Here is a 17202-nt window from a genome sequence, read left to right on the forward strand (position 1 = left end):
GGACGCAGCAGGGTGGACCTGTTCGAATACCAGGCTCGCGACATCTTCGAGAAGCACGGCGTGCCCGTGCTCGGCGGCGTCGTCGCGACGACGCCGGAAGAGGCTCGTGCGGGCGCAGAGAAGCTCGGCGGCGGCACTGTCGTCGTCAAGGCCCAGGTCAAGATCGGCGGCCGTGGCAAGGCCGGCGGTGTGAAGCTGGCGCACTCCCCCGAGGAGGCCGCCCAGAAGGCCGAGGAGATCCTCGGCATGGACATCAAGGGCCACACGGTCCACCGCGTCATGATCGCCGCCGGTGCGCAGATCGCCGAGGAGTACTACTTCTCGGTGCTCCTGGACCGCGCCAACCGCAACTACCTCGCCATGTGCTCCGTCGAGGGCGGCGTGGAGATCGAGGAGCTCGCCGTCGAGCGGCCCGAGGCGCTGGCCCGTGTCGCGGTCGACCCGGCCGTGGGCATCGACGCCGCCAAGGCGGCCGAGATCGTCGAGGCCGCCGGCTTCGACGCCGACGTCAAGGACAAGGTCGCCGCGGCGATCCAGCAGCTGTGGACCGTGTTCTCCGAGGAGGACGCGACCCTCGTCGAGGTCAACCCGCTGGTCAAGACCTCCCAGGGCGACATCATCGCCCTGGACGGCAAGGTCACGCTCGACGCCAACGCCGACTTCCGGCACCCGGACCACGCCGAGCTCGAGGACTCCGCCACCACGGACCCCCTGGAGGCGAAGGCGAAGGAGCACGACCTCAACTACGTCAAGCTCGACGGCGAGGTCGGCATCATCGGCAACGGCGCGGGGCTGGTCATGTCGACCCTCGACGTCGTCGCCTACGCCGGTGAGGCGCACGGCGGCGTCAAGCCCGCGAACTTCCTCGACATCGGCGGCGGCGCCAACGCGCAGGTCATGGCGGCCGGCCTCGACGTCATCCTGCACGACGAGCAGGTCAAGTCCGTGTTCGTGAACGTCTTCGGCGGCATCACCGCCTGCGACGAGGTCGCCAAGGGCATCGTCGGCGCGCTGGAGATCCTCGGCGACGAGGCGTCCAAGCCGCTGGTCGTCCGTCTCGACGGCAACAACGTCGAGAAGGGGCGCGCGATCCTCACCGAGGCTAACCACCCCCTCGTGACCCTTGCCGAGACCATGGACGGCGGCGCTGAGACGGCAGCAGCCAAGGCCGCCGCGACCGCCTGAGACGCCGGAAAGCGAAGATTCACTGACATGTCGATCTACCTGAACTCCGACTCCAAGATCATCGTCCAGGGCATCACCGGCGGCATGGGTGCCAAGCACACCGCCCTGATGCTCTCCTCCGGCGCCAACATCGTCGGCGGCGTCAACGCCCGCAAGGCCGGCCAGACGGTCGAGCACACCGACCACGAGGGCAACCCGGTCACGCTGCCGGTCTTCGGCTCGGTCAAGGAGGCCATGGCCGAGACCGGCGCCGACGTCTCGGTCGTCTTCGTGCCGCCGGCGTTCACCAAGGACGCCTGCGTGGAGGCCATCGACGCCGGCATCGGCCTCCTCGTGGTCATCACGGAGGGCGTGCCCGTCCAGGACACCGCCGAGGTCTTCGCCTACCTCGACGGCAAGGACACCCGGATGATCGGTCCGAACTGCCCCGGCATCATCACCCCGGGCGAGTCGCTGGCCGGCATCACCCCCCACACCATCACCGGCTCCGGCCCGATCGGTCTGGTCTCGAAGTCCGGCACGCTGACGTACCAGATGATGTACGAGCTGCGTGACCTGGGCTTCTCCACCGCGATCGGCATCGGCGGCGACCCGGTCATCGGGACGACGCACATCGACGCGCTCGAGGCGTTCGAGAACGACCCGGCCACCGAGGCGATCGTGATGATCGGCGAGATCGGCGGCGACGCCGAGGAGCGTGCCGCGGCCTACATCGCCGAGCACGTGACGAAGCCGGTCGTGGGCTACGTCGCGGGCTTCACCGCCCCGGAGGGCAAGACGATGGGCCACGCCGGCGCGATCGTCTCCGGCTCCTCCGGCACCGCCCAGGCGAAGAAGGAGGCCCTCGAGGCCGTCGGCGTCAAGGTCGGCAAGACGCCGTCCGAGACCGCCCGTCTCATGCGCGAGCTGCTGCAGAGCCGCTGAGCGTCCGACGCACCCGACGCCCGCCCCGCCCGCGCCTGCCGGGCCGGGCGGGCGTCGTCGTCCTCGGCGTGGCAGGGACCGGCGCCCGTCGGCCCCGGGTGACGATGGGCCGGTGAGCACCACCGCCAGCAGCCGCAACGCCCCCGTCGTCGAGCCGGAACCGACCCGCACCTTCCGGGACCGGTTCACCCTGGCCTCCTCGGGGGTGTGGGCGGCGCTGCAGGCCGCCGGGCTGTCCTACGCGGTCGTCGCGCTGCTGGCGGTGGCGGCGGTGCTGGACTCCCCGAGCGCGTCCGGGTCCGACGGCGGCCTGGGGGCCGGCGGGACGGCGGCGACCGGCCTGTGGCTGCTGGGGCACGGTGTGCCCCTCGCGGCGGCCGGTGCGACGGTGACCGTCGTGCCGCTCGGGCTGACCGCCCTGGCGCTGTTCGTCACGCACGTCACCGCCAAGCGGTCGGCGGTGCCGACGCTGGCCGCGTGGCTCGGGGGCACGATCACCTACACGCTGGCCCTCGTGGCGGCGACGGTCGTGCTGGCGGCCGGTGCCTCCCCGTCGCCGGCGGTCGGTGAGGTTGCGGTCCAGGTCGGCGCCGCCGTCCTGGGCGGTGTCGTGCTGGGCGGGGGCGGGTTCGCCCTCGGCATGTTCTCGGCGCCGGACGGCCCGCTGCTCGCCGGGCTGACACCGCGGCTGGACCCCGTCCTGCCGGACACGGCGCGGCTCGGGCTGCGGGCGGGACTGGTGGGGCTCGGCCTGCTGACCGCGCTGGGCGGGGTGCTGACGACGGTCTGGATCGTCCTCGGGCGAGGGACCGCCGCCGAGGTCGCGGCGGGTCTGGGCGGGAGCTGGTTCGCCGTCGTCGTGCTGCTGCTCACCCAGGCGGCCCTGGTCCCGAACCTGGTGCTCTGGTCGACGGCGTGGCTCGCCGGCCCGGGGTTCGCGGTCGGTGCGGACAGCACCTTCTCGGCGGCGGCGACCGACGCCGGCCCCCTGCCGGGGCTGCCGCTGCTCGGCGTGCTGCCGGGCCCGGCCTGGTCGACACCGGTCGCGCAGTGGACGCCGGTGCTGGTCGTCGGCTGCGGTGCGGCGGCGGGGTGGTTCGCCTGGCGCCGGCTCGAGCCGAACCTCGTCCGGGTGCCCGACCTGGCCTGGATCGCCGGCGGCGTGGCCGTCGCCGCCGGCGCGGTGACCGTCGTGCTCCAGGAGGTCGCCGGCGGGTCCGCCGGCGCGGAGCGGTTCGCGGTCGTGGGCGCCGACGCCTGGGTGACGGGCGGGGTCGTCGCGGCCGAGATCGGCGGCGGGGCGGTGCTGGTGCTGCTCGGGGCCGTCGCGCGCCGGTGGCTGGCCGCCCGGAGATCACCGGCCGCGCCGGACGACGGGAGCACCCCGCCGGGGACGTAGGGTGGGCGCGTGCAGACACCGTCCGGCCATCCTGTACCCCCCACGTCCGGCGCGCGCCTCGTCGTGCTCGCCTCGGGCGGTGGGTCGAACCTCGCGGCGCTGCTGGCCGCGCACGAGGACGAGGCGTACGGCGCCCGGGTGGTCGGGGTCGTCTCCGACCGGCCCGACGCCGGGGCCCTGGACCTGGCCCGGGACGCCGGGGTGGCGTCGGTGGCGGTCTCGCCGGCCGACTTCGCCGACCGCGCCGCCTGGGACCGGGGGATCACGGAGGCGGTGGACGTCTTCCGGCCCGACTGGGTCGTGCTGGCCGGCTTCATGCGGATCCTGTCCCCGGACTTCCTGGCCCGCTTCCCGGGCCGGGTCGTCAACACGCACCCGGCGCTGCTGCCGTCGTTCCCCGGGGCGCACGGCGTGCGCGACGCGCTCGCCTACGGCGTGAAGATGACCGGCTGCACGGTGCACGTGGTCGACGACGGCGTGGACACCGGGCCGATCATCGCCCAGGCGGCCGTGCCCGTCCTGGACGACGACGAGGAGTCGGCGCTGCACGAGCGGATCAAGGTCGCCGAGCGGTCGCTGCTCGTGGAGACCGTCGGGCGCGTGGCCCGGGAGGGGCTGCGCGTCGAGGGCCGCCGCGCCGCCATCGGCTGATCAGCCCTCGTCGCGAGGACCGAGCGCCAGGAGGACCTGGTAGGCGTCGCGGGGGGCGTCCGGGTCCTGCCGTGCTCGCGAGAACGCGCGGTCGGCCCACTTCTCGTGGAACGCGACGAGCTCGTCCCGGAACGCACGGGCCTCGTCGGAGGTCAGCGACACGTTGTTGATCACGAGCGCACGGCGCTTGGTGCCCTCGTCGGCGGGCCCGCCGTCGTTCGCCGTCGTGAAGAGCCGCTCGACCCAGGCCAGCGCGGGTCGCAGGATCTCCGTGGCGGTGCCGGCGGTCCCCGGCTCGACCCGGAAGTTCTCGGCGACGGGCCGCCAGACGCGGTCGCGCCCGTCGCGCGCCAGCTCCGGCGCCTCCACGACCATCCCGGCCTTCGCGAGCGTGCGCAGGTGGAAGCTGACCGAGTTGGCCGGGGCGTCGACGGACCGCGCGAGGTCGGCCGCCCGGGCGTGCCCTGCCACGACGAGGTCCATGAGGATGCGCTGACGCAGCGGGTGGGCGATCGCCTTCAGCGCCTCCGGGGTCTGCACCAGGAACGTGTCCTCCATGCCGCGGAGTTTATCAACGACTATTGCGCAAGAACTATTGCGCAATAACAGGTGCGCACGTACTGTTGCGCAGGTGACCACCCTCGCCGACCCGACCTCGGGACACCCGCCGCGCAGCCTCCTGGCCAACCGTTCCTACCTGCTCGTGATGTCCGGCCTCACGGCGCAGGCCTTCGGGGCGGGCATGGCGGCGTTCGCCGTGCCGCTGCTGGCCTACGCCGTGACCGGCTCCGTCTGGCAGGCAGGGGTGATCTCCGCCGTCGGGCACGCCGGAGCCCTTCTCGCCACCCTGCCCGCGGGTGTCGTCGCGGACCGGGTGGACCGCCGTCGCCTCGTCGTCGTGGCGGCGACGGTGGCGGCCCTGGCGTGGGCGAGCGGCGCCGTCGCGGTGCTGGCCGGGACGCTCGGGGCGTGGCACCTGATGGCGTTGCTGCTCGTCTCCTCCGTCGCCGGGTCCTTCGTCGACCCGGCGGTGGCCGGTGCCTTCCGCTCCGTCGTGCCGCAGGACCAGCTCGCGACCGCCTATGCCGCGGCCCAGGGCCGGGACGCGGCGGCCGGTCTCGCCGCCGGGCCGATCGGCGGGCTGCTCTACGGCATCGCGCACGCCGTGCCGCTGGTCGCCGGGGCCGTCGGGCACCTGATGACCGCGCTCTGCACCTGGCTGGTGCGCGAGCCGCTGCACGCCGACCTCGCCGAGGCGCGGGGCACCCGACCCCTCGCCGCGTTGCGCGAGGGGCTGCGGTACGTGTGGTCGGTCCCGCTGTTCCGGATCTGCCTGGGGCTGTTCGCGGTCATCAACGTGGCCATCAACGCGCTGCTGGTGGCGATCACGCTCGACCTGACCGCCGCCGGCACGCCGGCGGCGCAGATCGGCCTGCTGTCCGGCACCGCCGGGGCGTCGATGCTGGTCGGTGCGCTCCTCGCGCCGGCCGTGGTCGCGAGGGTGCGCGTGGGTGTGGTCACGCCGCTCTCGCTGGCGATGGTGGCCGTGTCCGCCGTCGTCATGGCCGCGACCCAGGACTTCGTGGTCCTCGTGGTGGCGCTCGGCCTCGGCGTGCTCGGGGTGCCGGCGGCGAACGCCGGCCTGGCCGGGTACGTCGCCGCCATCACCCCGCCGCAGATGCAGGGCCGGCTCTCCTCGGTCCTGGAGCTGTCCGGGGTCGTCGCGCTGCCGTCGGCGCCCCTGGTCGGTGCGGGGCTGCTGGCCTCGGCCGGGTTGCCGACGACGCTCGTCGTCCTCGCCGGGGTGCTCGGCGTCGCGGTGGTGGGCGTGTGGTGCGCCCGGCCCGTGCGTCGGATCGGGCTGCCCGCGAGCTGGGCCGACGACGCGATCGAGGTCGTCCGCCCACCCCTTGGCCACGGTGCGGGTGCACCGGGGCCGACGGAGGCTTGAAGTGAGGCCGACGTGGCCTCGGTCATCCGCCGGGAGGTGCGTCATGACGAACCTGTGGGAGTTCTTCACGAACAAGAGCGAGGAGGCCAAGGGCGACGCCGTGGTGGAGGGCAACGCCTTCAGTCTGACCAAGGTGCTGGTGGTCCTGGTACCCGTCGTCACGTCGGTGGGTACCTGGGCGGTGAACCAGCTGAGGGAGGTGGAGTTCAGCTCAGGACAGATCACGGCGATGGTGATCGCCGTCATCGCGTTCGTGGCCGTGGCCGTCGCTGCCGACGTCCTCGCGCGTGCGGTCGCGACGTCGGCCGAGAGGATGGCCGGCGGTCGCCTGCACGTGGTGAACCTCAAGACGCCCATCCAGGGGCGCCTCGAGAACACGGGGCGAGACGAGAAGGTGTCCGTGATCGCGATCGCGGACGCGGACCCGCTCGAGTACCTGGTCCTGCACACCGGGTCCGACGGTTCCAGGACGGCAACCCTGGAGCCGTTCGACAAGGTGGAGCTGGGTGTCAACTGACGATGCTCCGGAGCGCTGCGCTCCGACGGGTTCGTGAGACGTCCAGCACGGAGCGACGCACCACGCCGTCGGCACCTTCCAGGGGGCCGGCGGCGTGATCATGTGCCGGCTGCGCGGCCGCGAGGTCACCGGACGACGGCGTCCGGTCTGCCGTGTCTAGAGTGGCACCGTGGCCACGTCGGTGAGCAAGGACGGCAGGCGGTCCAACCAGGGGCCGAGGGTCGCCGCGCGCAACCGCGCGGCGCTGCTGGCGGCAGCACGCGAGATCTTCGCCCGGTACGGGGCCGACGCCCCCCTGAACTCGGTCGCCCGGAGGGCAGGGGTCGGCCAGGGGAGCCTGTACCGGCACTTCCCTGACCGTCTGGCGCTGGTCCTCGCGCTGTTCGAGGAGCAGGTCTCGACCGTGGAGGAGCGGGCCGCGGACCCCGACGCGACCCTGCCGGACCTGCTGGGGCTGATCACGCGGCACGCCATCGACTCGGTGGTGAGCATCGACCTGGCGACGAGCGACCCGGAGGCCGGTCCGGACCCCCGGCTCCTGGACCTGACGGCGCGGCTCGCCGTCGTCGTGGGAACCCGGCTGGACGCCGCCCAGGAGCGCGGTGACGTGCCTCCTGGGACAGAGGTCGAGGACGTCCTGCTCGGCATCGAGATGGTCGCCTCCGCGCTGACCCGGTGCCCGTCCTGGGAGCGCGAGCAGTACGCCGTGCGCGCCTGGCGCCTGCTGGGGTTCGAGGTCGTGCCGGCGCCGCGCTGACCGCACGGGTCCCGGCCGGGTGCCGCACCGGTTCCCCGTCGGCGCGGCCGCGCCGGTAGGATCGGCCCCGGTCGTGACTGGCGAGGGTGGAGCCACCACCGGGGAGCGGCCGACTCGGCCCCCGTCGAGCCACACCGTGCGCGCCGCCCGCCTGGGTGCCAGGGTTTCCGCGAAGGTCCGACCCCGAGGAGACCATGATGTCCGGTGCCCACCCCGCACCCTCGACCCCCGACGTCCAGCTCGCCGACGACGCCCGCCGCCCGATCCGTCGGGCGCTGCTGAGCGTCTACGACAAGACCGGCCTCGCCGAGCTCGCCACCGCCCTGCACGGCGCCGGCGTCGAGCTGGTGTCCACCGGCTCGACCGCGGCGCGGATCGCCGACGCGGGAGTGCCCGTCACCCGCGTCGAGGAGCTCACCGGGTTCCCCGAGTGCCTCGAGGGTCGCGTCAAGACCCTGCACCCGCGGGTGCACGCCGGCATCCTCGCCGACACCCGCAAGCAGGACCACCTGGACCAGCTCCGCGACCTCGAGATCGAGCCCTTCGACCTCGTCGTGGTGAACCTGTACCCGTTCGCCGACACCGTCGCGTCGGGAGCCGCTCCCGACGCCGTCGTCGAGCAGATCGACATCGGCGGCCCCTCGATGGTCCGCGCCGCCGCGAAGAACCACCCGAGCGTCGCCGTCGTCGTCGACCCGGCCCGGTACGACGACGTCACCGCCGCCGCGCGGGCGGGCGGGTTCACGTTCGCCGAGCGCAAGCGCCTCGCCGCCGCGGCCTTCGCGCACACCGCGACCTACGACGTCGCCGTCTCGGCGTGGTTCGCCGGCGCCTACGCTCCCGACGAGGCCGCGACCACGTCCGGCATGCCCGACGTCGTCGGTGCGACCTACGAGCGCTCCGACGTGCTGCGCTACGGCGAGAACCCGCACCAGGGTGCCGCGCTGTACACCCGCACCGACGGTGCGACGGGTCTGGCCCAGGCCACCCAGCTGCACGGCAAGGCGATGAGCTACAACAACTACGTCGACGCCGACGCCGCGTGGCGGGCCGCCCACGACCACGCCGACCCGGCCGTGGCGATCATCAAGCACGCCAACCCCTGCGGCATCGCCGTCGGGGCCGACGTCGCCCAGGCGCACGCCCGCGCCCACGCCACCGACCCGGTGTCCGCGTTCGGCGGCGTCATCGCGGCCAACCGGACGGTCACGAAGGCCGCCGCCGAGCAGATCGCCCCGGTCTTCACCGAGGTCGTCGTGGCGCCGGGCTTCGAGCCCGAGGCGCTCGAGGTGCTGCAGGCCAAGAAGAACATCCGCCTGCTCGTGGTCGAGGGCGCCCCGGAGGCACCTGCCGAGACGCGGCCGATCTCCGGCGGCCTGCTCGTCCAGGCGGTCGACCGGTTCCAGGCCGCCGGCGACGACCCGGCGTCCTGGACGCTGGCCTCCGGCGAGCCCGCCGACGAGGCGACGTTGGCCGACCTCGCCTTCGCGTGGCGTGCCGTGCGTGCCGCGAAGTCCAACGCGATCCTGCTCGCCGCCGACGGTGCCGCCGTCGGGATCGGCATGGGGCAGGTCAACCGGGTGGACTCCTGCCGGCTGTCGGTGGAGCGGGCCAACTCCCTCGCCGAGGGTGCCGAGCGCGCACGCGGCGCCGTCGCGGCGAGCGACGCCTTCTTCCCGTTCGCCGACGGGCTGCAGGTGCTGCTCGACGCCGGCGTGCGCGCCGTCGTCCAGCCCGGCGGGTCGATCCGGGACGAGGAGGTCGTCGAGGCGGCGAAGGCCGCGGGCGTCACGATGTACCTGACGGGGACGCGGCACTTCGCCCACTGACCCGTCGCCGCATCGAGCGTGCTGGAACGGTCCCTCATCACCGCTGATGGGGGACCGTTCCCGCACGCACGACGGCCGCAGGGGGTCGTGAGGGGGGCCCTCAGGGGGTCAGGTCACGACGGCGGTGCGCAGCTTGACGGCCGGGTCGGCGGCCCGCTCCAGGTCGAGGTGCAGGGGTCCGGGGCGGTTCATCGCCCGGCGGACCGCCCCGACCTCCTTCGGGGAGTCCACGAGCAGCACCGCCCGGACGGCGGCGTCGTGCGTCGACGTGCCGTCGTCCGGGTGCGGGTCGGTCCAGAACGCCGCCCACGGGCCCTCGCCGGGGGTGCCCCGCCACGCCGCCGGCGCACCCTCGGGCAGGCCGAACAGTGCCAGGTCGTGCCCGAGCTGTCGGGAGAACACGTAGGGCGCGTGCGGCGGCTCGACGGGCAGCCCCAGCATCGCCCGGGCCGTGGCGTCCGGGTCGTGCAACGCGGCCGACCAGTGACCGCCGGGGACCACACCGAGCTCCGGGTGCGGGCGCGAGGCCACGTCGCCCACGGCCCACACGCCGTCGACGCCCGGCACCGCACCCCCGGCGTCGACGAGCAGCCCGCCGGTCGGGTCGAAGACCGTCTCGGGGAAGGTCTCGCGCAGCCAGGCGGTCGCGGGGCGCGCGCCGACGGCGACCAGCACGACGTCGGCCGTGACCTCCTCGCCGGAGGCGAGGATGACGCCGTCACGGCGGACGGCGGCGGCCCGCGACCCGACGCGCAGCCGGACGCCCGCCGCGGCGTACCACGGCGCCAGGTGGTCGCCGACCTCCGTGCCGAGCTGGCGCGCCAGCGGCGCCTCGTCCGCCTCGACGACCGTGACGTCGACGCCGGCGCCGGCGGCCACGCCGGCGATCTCCGCGCCGATCCAGCCCGCGCCGACGATCACGAGCCGGGCGCCGGGACGCAGGTCGCGCCGGAGCCGGTCCGCGTCGGCGGCGGTGTGCAGCACGTCCGCGTCCCAGCCCGGCGGCAGCACCGGCCGCGACCCGCAGGCCAGCACCACGGCGTCGGGGGCGAACCGGTCGCCGGACCGTGTCGTCAGGACCGGGCCGGGTGCGACGGAGACCGCCGGGTCGGCGAGCCGGACCTCGTCGACCAGGGCGTCGAGGTCGATGCCGAGGTCGTCGCGCAGCCACAGCGGTTGCGGCCGGGACAGCAGCTCCTTCGACAGCGGAGGCCGGTCGTACGGCGGCAGCCCCTCCTCCCCGAGGACGGTCAGGCGCCCGTCGAAGCCGTGGGTGCGCAGGGCCGTGGCCGTCTGGGCGCCGGCCAGACCGGCTCCGACGACGACGACGGAGCGCGGTGGCCGGGAGGTCCGGGGCCGGGAGGTCGCGGCGGGGGAGTCGTGGCTGGATGGCACCCGACCAACCTATCCGGGCTGCGACGGCGTCCTCGCGTCGCGGGCGACGGTTGTGCCTGGTCGGCCAGGTAGTCTCGAGGCCGTGGTTCCCGACACCCCGCACCCCGCGCGGCCGCCCTGGCACGCCCTCGACGCCGGTCCTCGGCAGCATCGTGACGCGCGCAGCCCGGTGCCGGCGATCCTGGTGGTGCTCGCCGGGATCCTGCTGGCCGTCCTGCTCGGGCTGCTCGTCGGTGCCCGCGTGGGCTCCCTGACGATCGCCGGCACCCTGGCGGTGGCCGGCACCTGGCGGGCCGTCGCGCCGGGCGGGCCCGCGGGTCTGGCGATCCGCAGCCGCGGCTTCGACGTCTTCCTGTGCTGGTCCGCCGCGACCGTCGTCGCCGTGCTGGCCCTCACCGCGCCGGGCGTCTAGCACCTCCCGCACGACGAAACGCCGGGTGGTGGTCCCGCGGGACCACCACCCGGCGTTCGTCGTGCCGGGGGACGTCGGCTCAGGACGTCTTCGAGGAGTCCGTGCCGTCGTCGTCGGTGGCGTCCTTCTCGGTCGCCTTCTCGTCGGTGGCGTCCTTGTCGGTCGCCTTCTCGTCGGTCGCGTCCTTGTCGGTGGTGTCCGTGCCGGTCGCCTTCTCGTCGGTCGTGGTCTCATCCGACGTGGTCTCGTCCGACGGGACGTCCGCGCCGGCGGTGGGCCGCTCGGGGGTCACGGCGTCCTCGGTCGTCACCGCTGCCGCCGTGGCGGAGGCGACCGCCGCGGCGGTCGCGGCCTCGGTGGTGCCCGCGGCGGTGCCGGGCTGCTCGCCCCAGCCCTCGACCGGCGTCGTCGTGCCCATCGGGGCGAACGCCCGCGCGAAGAGCGCCGCGAGGGCCGCGCCGACGAGCGGGGCCACCAGGAACAGCCACAGCTGGCCGAAGCCGCCGCTCGCGGTCCAGGCGTCGGGGGAGATCACCGAGGCCAGGGACCGGGCCGGGTTCAGCCCGGTGTTCGTGACCAGCCAGGACACGATGTGCAGCGCGGTGAGGGTGAGGCCGATGACCACCGCCGGGTAGGTGATGTTGGCGCGCACGTTCGTCACGCCGAGGATCACGCCGACGAAGATCGCGGCGATGACCACCTCGACGATCGCGGCGGTGCCCAGGTCGAAGGTCACCTGGCCCTGGGACAGCTGCGCCAGCGGCGACTGGTCGCCGTATCCGTTGGCGGTGTCGGCGAGGACGGCACCGACGTTCGCCGCGCCGATCGCCGCCGGGAAGGTGCTCGGGACGATGAGCAGCATCAGCGCACCGGCGGCTGCGCCGCCGACGAGCTGGGCCACCCAGTACGGCAGCAGGTCGACCCACCGGGACCGTCCGGCCAGGGTGAGACCGAAGGTCACGGCCGGGTTGAAGTGCCCGCCGGACAGGTGGCCGACGGCGGCGATGACCGCCATGAGGGAGATGCCGGCGGCGAGGGCGATCGGGATGATCGATCCCTGGTTCACGAAGTTGAAGGTCGCCGTGCCGAGGATCGCGAGGACCAGGACGAAGGTGCCGAAGGCCTCCGCGGTCATGCGGGTGAAGAGTCGGGCCCGTGGCGTCGTCCCGACGTCCGGTGCTGTCACGGTCTGCGCGGCCATGGAGGTGTCCTTTGCTCGTGTCGAGAAGTGTGCGGGCGCCGCCCGGGGCGCCGCGGCGATGCTGGCAGCGGTCCCTGAACGCGACCTGAACGCCGCGCGGGCGAACGCTGCCACCGGGGTGCACCGTACCGCGCCTCGTCGGCCGGTCTCCGGGACACCGGCGCGCAAGGGATGACGTGCGCCCCCGGGTAGGCCAGAGTGGGGCCATGAGGACTCCTGTGAACGTCACCGTGACCGGAGCCGCCGGTCAGATCGGGTACGCGCTGCTGTTCCGCATCGCCTCGGGCGCGATGCTCGGCCCGGACACCCCCGTGCGGCTGAAGCTTCTCGAGATCCCCCAGGGTGTCAAGGCGGCGGAGGGCACCGCGATGGAGCTCGACGACTGCGCCTTCCCCCTGCTCGCCGGGATCGACATCGACGACGACGCCGGGCGGGCGTTCGACGGTGCGAACGTCGCGCTGCTGGTCGGGGCCCGTCCCCGGGGCGCCGGCATGGAGCGGGCCGACCTGCTCGAGGCCAACGGCGGGATCTTCGGTCCGCAGGGCAAGGCCATCAACGACGGCGCCGCCGACGACGTGCGGGTCCTCGTGGTCGGCAACCCGGCCAACACCAACGCGCTCATCGCCGCCGCGCACGCCCCCGACGTGCCCGCCGACCGGTTCACCGCGATGACCCGGCTGGACCACAACCGTGCGCTGTCGCAGGTCGCGCACAAGGCCGGGGTCCCGGTCGCGGAGGTGCGCCGCCTGACCATCTGGGGCAACCACTCGGCCACGCAGTACCCCGACCTGTTCCACGCCGACGTCGCCGGCACCCCCGGCGGCACGCTGACGGCCGACAAGGCCTGGCTGACCGACGACTTCATCCCGACGGTGGCCAAGCGCGGCGCGGCGATCATCGACGCCCGCGGTGCCTCGTCGGCGGCGTCGGCCGCCAACGCCGCCATCGACCACGTCCACGACTGGGTGCACGGCACCCCGGCGGGCGACTGGACCAGCGCCGGGATCGTGTCCCGCGGTGAGTACGGCGTGCCGGAGGGGCTTGTGTGCTCCTACCCGGTCACGGCGTCGGACGGCGCCTGGCACGTCGTCGAGGACCTCGAGATCGACGACTTCTCCCGCGAGCGGATCGACGCCAGCGTGGCCGAGCTGGCCGCCGAGCGGGACACGGTGCGGTCGCTCGGACTCGTCTGACGGGTCGTCCCGTCGGTCGGCCCGCCGGGACCCGGCCTCGTCCCCTCCCGCGGTGGGCCGGGGCCCGGCGGCGCGTCCGCGCCGGTGCCGGCGGAAAAGGAGTCGAGCGGCGCCCGACCGCGGCCTAGCCTCGAGGAGTGATCGAGCTCTCCGCGCCGCCGGCGCGTCCCACGACCGTCGCCCAGGACCCGGCGCGACGCCTCGACTGGCGACGCCTGCGCGGCCCCGTGAGCGCGGTGGCCCTCGGTGCGCTGGCCGTCGGCACGGTCGGCACGGCGCTCGGGACCGTCGTCGCCGGCGGTCTCGCCGAGGACCCGACCACGACGGGCGTCCTGCTGCTCGCGCTCTGCCTGATGGGCGGAGCCCTGCTCGACGCGGCCGGCCAGGTCGCGTGGGCCGGCGTCGTCGACCGGGCCGAGGGCCGGCTGCGTCGCGACCTGCTCACCGCCGCCCTGCACCAGCCGCTCGGCGTCCTCACCGAGCAGGCCGTCGGGGAGATCCTCGACCGGGTCGACGACGACACCCACTCGGTCGGAGGTCTCGCCCGCCGCCAGCTGTGGGGGATGGGGCGCACCGTCGTCGGCGTCGGGCCCATCTGGGTCGTGGCGACCCTCACCTGGTGGCCGGCGGGCGTGCTGTTCCCGCTGCTCGGAGCCGTGACGTGGTGGACCGTCCGACCGCTGCTGGGCGAGATCGCGCGGCGCAAGGTCGTCGAGGAACGGGCCTGGACGGACCAGGCGGCCGTCCTCGAGGAGGGCGTGGCGGCCCGGGACGACCTGCGGACCGCCGGCGGGCAGGGCTTCGCGCTGCGGCGCCTGGCGGAGATGTCCGCCCGGGTGCACCGCGCGCTGCTCGCGGTGGTCCGGGTCGAGATCCGGCTCATGGCCCGGGCGGGCGTGCTGCTGCACGCCCTGCTGGCCGGTGTCGTCGTGGCGGGGGTCGCCCTGGCGGTCACCGGCAGCATGCCCGTGGACCGCCTGGTCACGCTGTTCCTGGCCACCTCGCTGTTCGTCGGGCAGGTCGACCGTCTCGCCCAGCACCTGCCCGACCTGCAGGAGGGGCTCGGCGCGGTCGTGCGCATCCGCCAGCTCCTGGACAGCGAGCCGGAGCCCGTCGGCGGCGCGACGCTGCCGGACCGCCCGCTCGACATCGAGGTGCGGGGGCTGCGGTTCGCCTACGACGAGGGCACGTTCGCGCTGCGTGACGTCTCGCTGTCCGTGGCGGCCGGGCAGACGGTCGCGTTCGTGGGGCGGACCGGCTCGGGCAAGACGACCCTGGCCTCGTTGCTGTCCCGGGCGGTGGAGCCGCCGCCGGGCACCGTGTTCCTCGGCGGTGTCGACGTGCGCGACGCCGACCTGCAGCACCTGCGCGGCGCCGTCGGCGTGGTGACCCAGCGCACGGAGATCCTCGCCGGGACGCTGGAGCAGAACATCACCCTGTTCGCCGACCTGCCCCGCGCGGACGTCGAGGCCGCCGTGCACGAGCTCGGGCTGGACGACTGGGTGGCGGGGTTGCCCGACGGGCTGGACACCCTGCTCGGTCCCGGCGGGACGTCCCTGTCGGCGGGGGAGGAGCAGCTCGTCGCGTTCGCCCGGCTGCTCGTGCGGGACGTGCGACTCGTGGTGCTCGACGAGGCGACCGCCCGGATGGACCCGCACACGGAGGAGCGCGTCGTCGCGGCCTCCCACCGGCTGCTCGCCGGGCGGACGGGTGTGGTGGTCGCGCACCGGCTCGGGACGGTGCGCCGCGCCCATCGCGTCGTGGTGCTCGACCACGGACGGGTCGTCCAGCAAGGGCTGCGCGCCGACCTGGTGCGCCAGGAGGGGCCGTTCCGCGACCTGCTCGCCGCCGGAGGTGGGACCGGGGACGACGTGCTCATCGACGGCGACCCCGGCGAGCCCGTGCCGCACGCCGGCGACGACGTCCCGTCGGCCGACCGGTCCGCCGGCGCGACGTCCGGCAGTGTCGGAGGTCGGCGCCGCGTCGGGGAACCGCCAACCCTCGCCGAGCCCGGTCGTGGGCCCGGCCTGGCCCGCAGCGTGCTGCACGCGCTGGTGACCCGGCCCCGCTGGGGTCTCGCGGCGACCGGCCTGTTCCTGCTGAGCGTGCTGTTCGCGGCGCAGGGCGCGCTCGCCGGGTTCCTGTGGGGCCGCGCGGTGGAGACGGTGGCCGCGGGCGGGACGCCCGTGGCCCAGACGGCGGGTCTCGTGGCGATGCTCCTCGCCGCGCCCCTGTGCCTGGCGGCCGCCGTCCGGCTGTACCCGTCGTGGTGGATCGAGATCATGCTGCGGGTGCGCGTCGCGGTGCTGGTGGGGCAGACGCGGCGGCACCGGCTGCGTCGTTCCCCGGCGGGCGAGGTGGTCGCCCGCGCGCTCGACGCCGACCGGTTCGTGCTCTACGTCGACCGCTGGGTGGACTTCCTCAACGGCCTGGTCGTCGTGCTGGTCACCTGGGCCGTCAGCCGCGAGCCGCTGGCCGGCCTGGTGCTGCTCGCCGTCATGGTGACGACCGCCGCCTGCGCGCTCGCGGGGCGGCCGGTGGCGGGGCGGACGGCGACGCGGTCCGCGGAGGCGCGGGCGGGCTTCGGCCGCGCCCTGGTCTCGGCGCTGGACGCGGCGCGCACCGTGAAGCTCGCGGCGAGGACCCCCCAGGTGCACCGTCACCTGGACCAGGTCGACGCCGGCCGGGTCGGGGCGGCGATCCGCGAGCACCGTGTGCAGGCCGTGCTGGACGGCATCCCGACGGTCATGGTGCAGGCGGGCGTCGTGACGGCGTGGATGCTGCTGCTCACGGGCACCTGGGACCTGGCGACGACGTTGCTCGTCACCGCTGCCGTGAGCGGGTTCCAGTACTTCGGCGTGGTCGCCGGCGCGGTGATCACCGAGGCGCCCGGCACCCGGGCCTGGCTCCGGGCGACCCAGGCGTTCGCGGGCGGCGCGGACCTCACCCGGCTGCCCGAGGGCGTCGACCTGTTCGACGGCACCGCGCCGTCGCCCGTTCCCGCGTCGCCGCCGACGGCGCCGTTCGACCGGCTGGAGCTGAGTGGGCTGGAGGCGGTGCACGACGACGGCACGATCGGCGTGACGGGCGTGGACCTGCAGGTCGAGCGGGGCGAGCTGGTGCTGCTGCTCGGGCAGGTCGGGTCGGGCAAGTCCAGCCTGCTGTCCGCCGCGGCGGGGCTCATGGCGCACCGCGGCGACGTGCGGTGGAACGGGGAGGTCGTCACCGACGCCGAGACGTTCCTGCGTCCGGCCCGGGTGGCGCACGTGGCGCAGGTGCCGCGGGTGCTGTCGGGGACGTTCGCCGAGAACGTCACGCTGGACCACGCGCGCGACGTCGTGGGGCCGGTGGACGTCGCCCGGCTGGCGCCGGACGTCGCCGATGCCGGCGGCGCGGACGCGGTGGTCGGGCACCGCGGGGTGCGGCTCTCGGGCGGGCAGGTGCAGCGCCTGGCCCTGGCACGGGCGCTGGCCACCGGGTCCGAGGTGCTGCTGGCCGACGACGTCTCGAGCGCCCTCGACGCGGCGACGGAGGTCGAGCTGTGGGCGGCGCTGCGCGCGCAGGGTCTGACGGTGATCGGTTCGACGTCGAAGAGAGCGGCGCTGGCGCGGGCGGACCGGGTCGTGGTGCTGGTCGAGGGACGGGTCGCCGAGGTGGGGCCCTGGTCGGCGCTGGAGCGGCGCTGGGGACACCTGGCGGGGTGAGGGCCGACCGTTGCTGCAAAGTTGCAGCAACGGTACAGTCCTCCGCAGGTCGCGATCGACGCGCCCGGTCGACGAAGGAGTCCT

The 17202-nt window shown here is 74.7% G+C and carries 14 protein-coding genes; 11 read left to right on the forward strand and 3 right to left on the reverse strand.

Features of this window, described 5'->3' with window-relative positions; all coding sequences use genetic code 11:
• Nucleotides 1-12: 12 nt before the first annotated feature.
• From sucC to purN, 4 genes are all read left to right on the forward strand, one after another.
• Entirely contained in the window at nt 13-1185 is a 1173-nt protein-coding gene (sucC, locus tag Q6347_RS04830; protein WP_304602467.1) for an ADP-forming succinate--CoA ligase subunit beta, read from the forward strand.
• Between the two features lie 27 nt (nt 1186-1212).
• Nucleotides 1213-2109: a succinate--CoA ligase subunit alpha gene (sucD, locus tag Q6347_RS04835; RefSeq protein ID WP_171246331.1), complete on the forward strand. Its 897-nt coding sequence runs from the start codon at nt 1213-1215 to the stop codon at nt 2107-2109.
• Between the two features lie 112 nt (nt 2110-2221).
• A complete protein-coding gene (locus Q6347_RS04840; protein WP_304602466.1) occupies nt 2222-3508 on the forward strand; it encodes a DUF6350 family protein in 1287 nt (428 codons plus the stop codon).
• Nucleotides 3509-3517: 9 nt separating this feature from the next.
• Nucleotides 3518-4159 carry a phosphoribosylglycinamide formyltransferase gene (gene purN, locus Q6347_RS04845; protein ID WP_304602465.1) on the forward strand — a complete coding sequence of 214 codons (642 nt, stop codon included), beginning with the start codon at nt 3518-3520 and terminating at the stop codon, nt 4157-4159.
• On the opposite strand, the gene Q6347_RS04850 is transcribed toward purN, so the two are convergent.
• Nucleotides 4160-4717 (reverse strand): helix-turn-helix transcriptional regulator, encoded by a 558-nt coding sequence (locus tag Q6347_RS04850; protein WP_304606802.1) that lies wholly within the window; start codon nt 4715-4717, stop codon nt 4160-4162. It abuts the gene before it with no gap.
• A 73-nt stretch (nt 4718-4790) separates the two neighbouring features.
• Between Q6347_RS04850 and Q6347_RS04855 the strand changes: the two genes are divergently transcribed.
• From Q6347_RS04855 to purH, 4 genes are all read left to right on the forward strand, one after another.
• Nucleotides 4791-6110 (forward strand): MFS transporter, encoded by a 1320-nt coding sequence (locus Q6347_RS04855; RefSeq protein ID WP_304606803.1) that lies wholly within the window; start codon nt 4791-4793, stop codon nt 6108-6110.
• Between the two features lie 43 nt (nt 6111-6153).
• On the forward strand, nt 6154-6627 hold the full coding sequence (locus Q6347_RS04860) for a hypothetical protein (protein WP_304606804.1): 474 nt from the start codon (nt 6154-6156) through the stop codon (nt 6625-6627).
• 169 nt (nt 6628-6796) lie between these two features.
• Nucleotides 6797-7384 (forward strand): helix-turn-helix domain-containing protein, encoded by a 588-nt coding sequence (locus Q6347_RS04865; protein WP_304606805.1) that lies wholly within the window; start codon nt 6797-6799, stop codon nt 7382-7384.
• A 197-nt stretch (nt 7385-7581) separates the two neighbouring features.
• The gene (gene purH / locus Q6347_RS04870) at nt 7582-9213 is read left to right on the forward strand and encodes a bifunctional phosphoribosylaminoimidazolecarboxamide formyltransferase/IMP cyclohydrolase (protein ID WP_304602461.1); all 1632 of its coding nucleotides are present in this window, start codon (nt 7582-7584) and stop codon (nt 9211-9213) included.
• Nucleotides 9214-9321: 108 nt separating this feature from the next.
• Here purH and Q6347_RS04875 read toward each other — a convergent pair whose 3' ends face one another.
• On the reverse strand, nt 9322-10608 hold the full coding sequence (locus Q6347_RS04875; protein WP_304606806.1) for an NAD(P)/FAD-dependent oxidoreductase: 1287 nt from the start codon (nt 10606-10608) through the stop codon (nt 9322-9324).
• A gap of 82 nt (nt 10609-10690) precedes the next feature.
• On the opposite strand from Q6347_RS04875, the gene Q6347_RS04880 reads away from it, so the two are divergent.
• A complete protein-coding gene (locus tag Q6347_RS04880) occupies nt 10691-11020 on the forward strand; it encodes a DUF3017 domain-containing protein (RefSeq protein WP_171246324.1) in 330 nt (109 codons plus the stop codon).
• 79 nt (nt 11021-11099) lie between these two features.
• Here Q6347_RS04880 and Q6347_RS04885 read toward each other — a convergent pair whose 3' ends face one another.
• Nucleotides 11100-12221 (reverse strand): aquaporin, encoded by a 1122-nt coding sequence (locus tag Q6347_RS04885; protein WP_304606808.1) that lies wholly within the window; start codon nt 12219-12221, stop codon nt 11100-11102.
• Nucleotides 12222-12427: 206 nt separating this feature from the next.
• Between Q6347_RS04885 and Q6347_RS04890 the strand changes: the two genes are divergently transcribed.
• Nucleotides 12428-13414 carry a malate dehydrogenase gene (locus Q6347_RS04890; RefSeq protein WP_171245455.1) on the forward strand — a complete coding sequence of 329 codons (987 nt, stop codon included), beginning with the start codon at nt 12428-12430 and terminating at the stop codon, nt 13412-13414.
• 137 nt (nt 13415-13551) lie between these two features.
• Entirely contained in the window at nt 13552-17118 is a 3567-nt protein-coding gene (locus Q6347_RS04895; RefSeq protein WP_304606809.1) for an ABC transporter ATP-binding protein, read from the forward strand.
• The last annotated feature ends 84 nt before the right edge of the window (nt 17119-17202 follow it).

This window comes from Isoptericola sp. b408 (assembly GCF_030588085.1).
GTDB lineage: Bacteria > Actinomycetota > Actinomycetes > Actinomycetales > Cellulomonadaceae > Isoptericola > Isoptericola sediminis.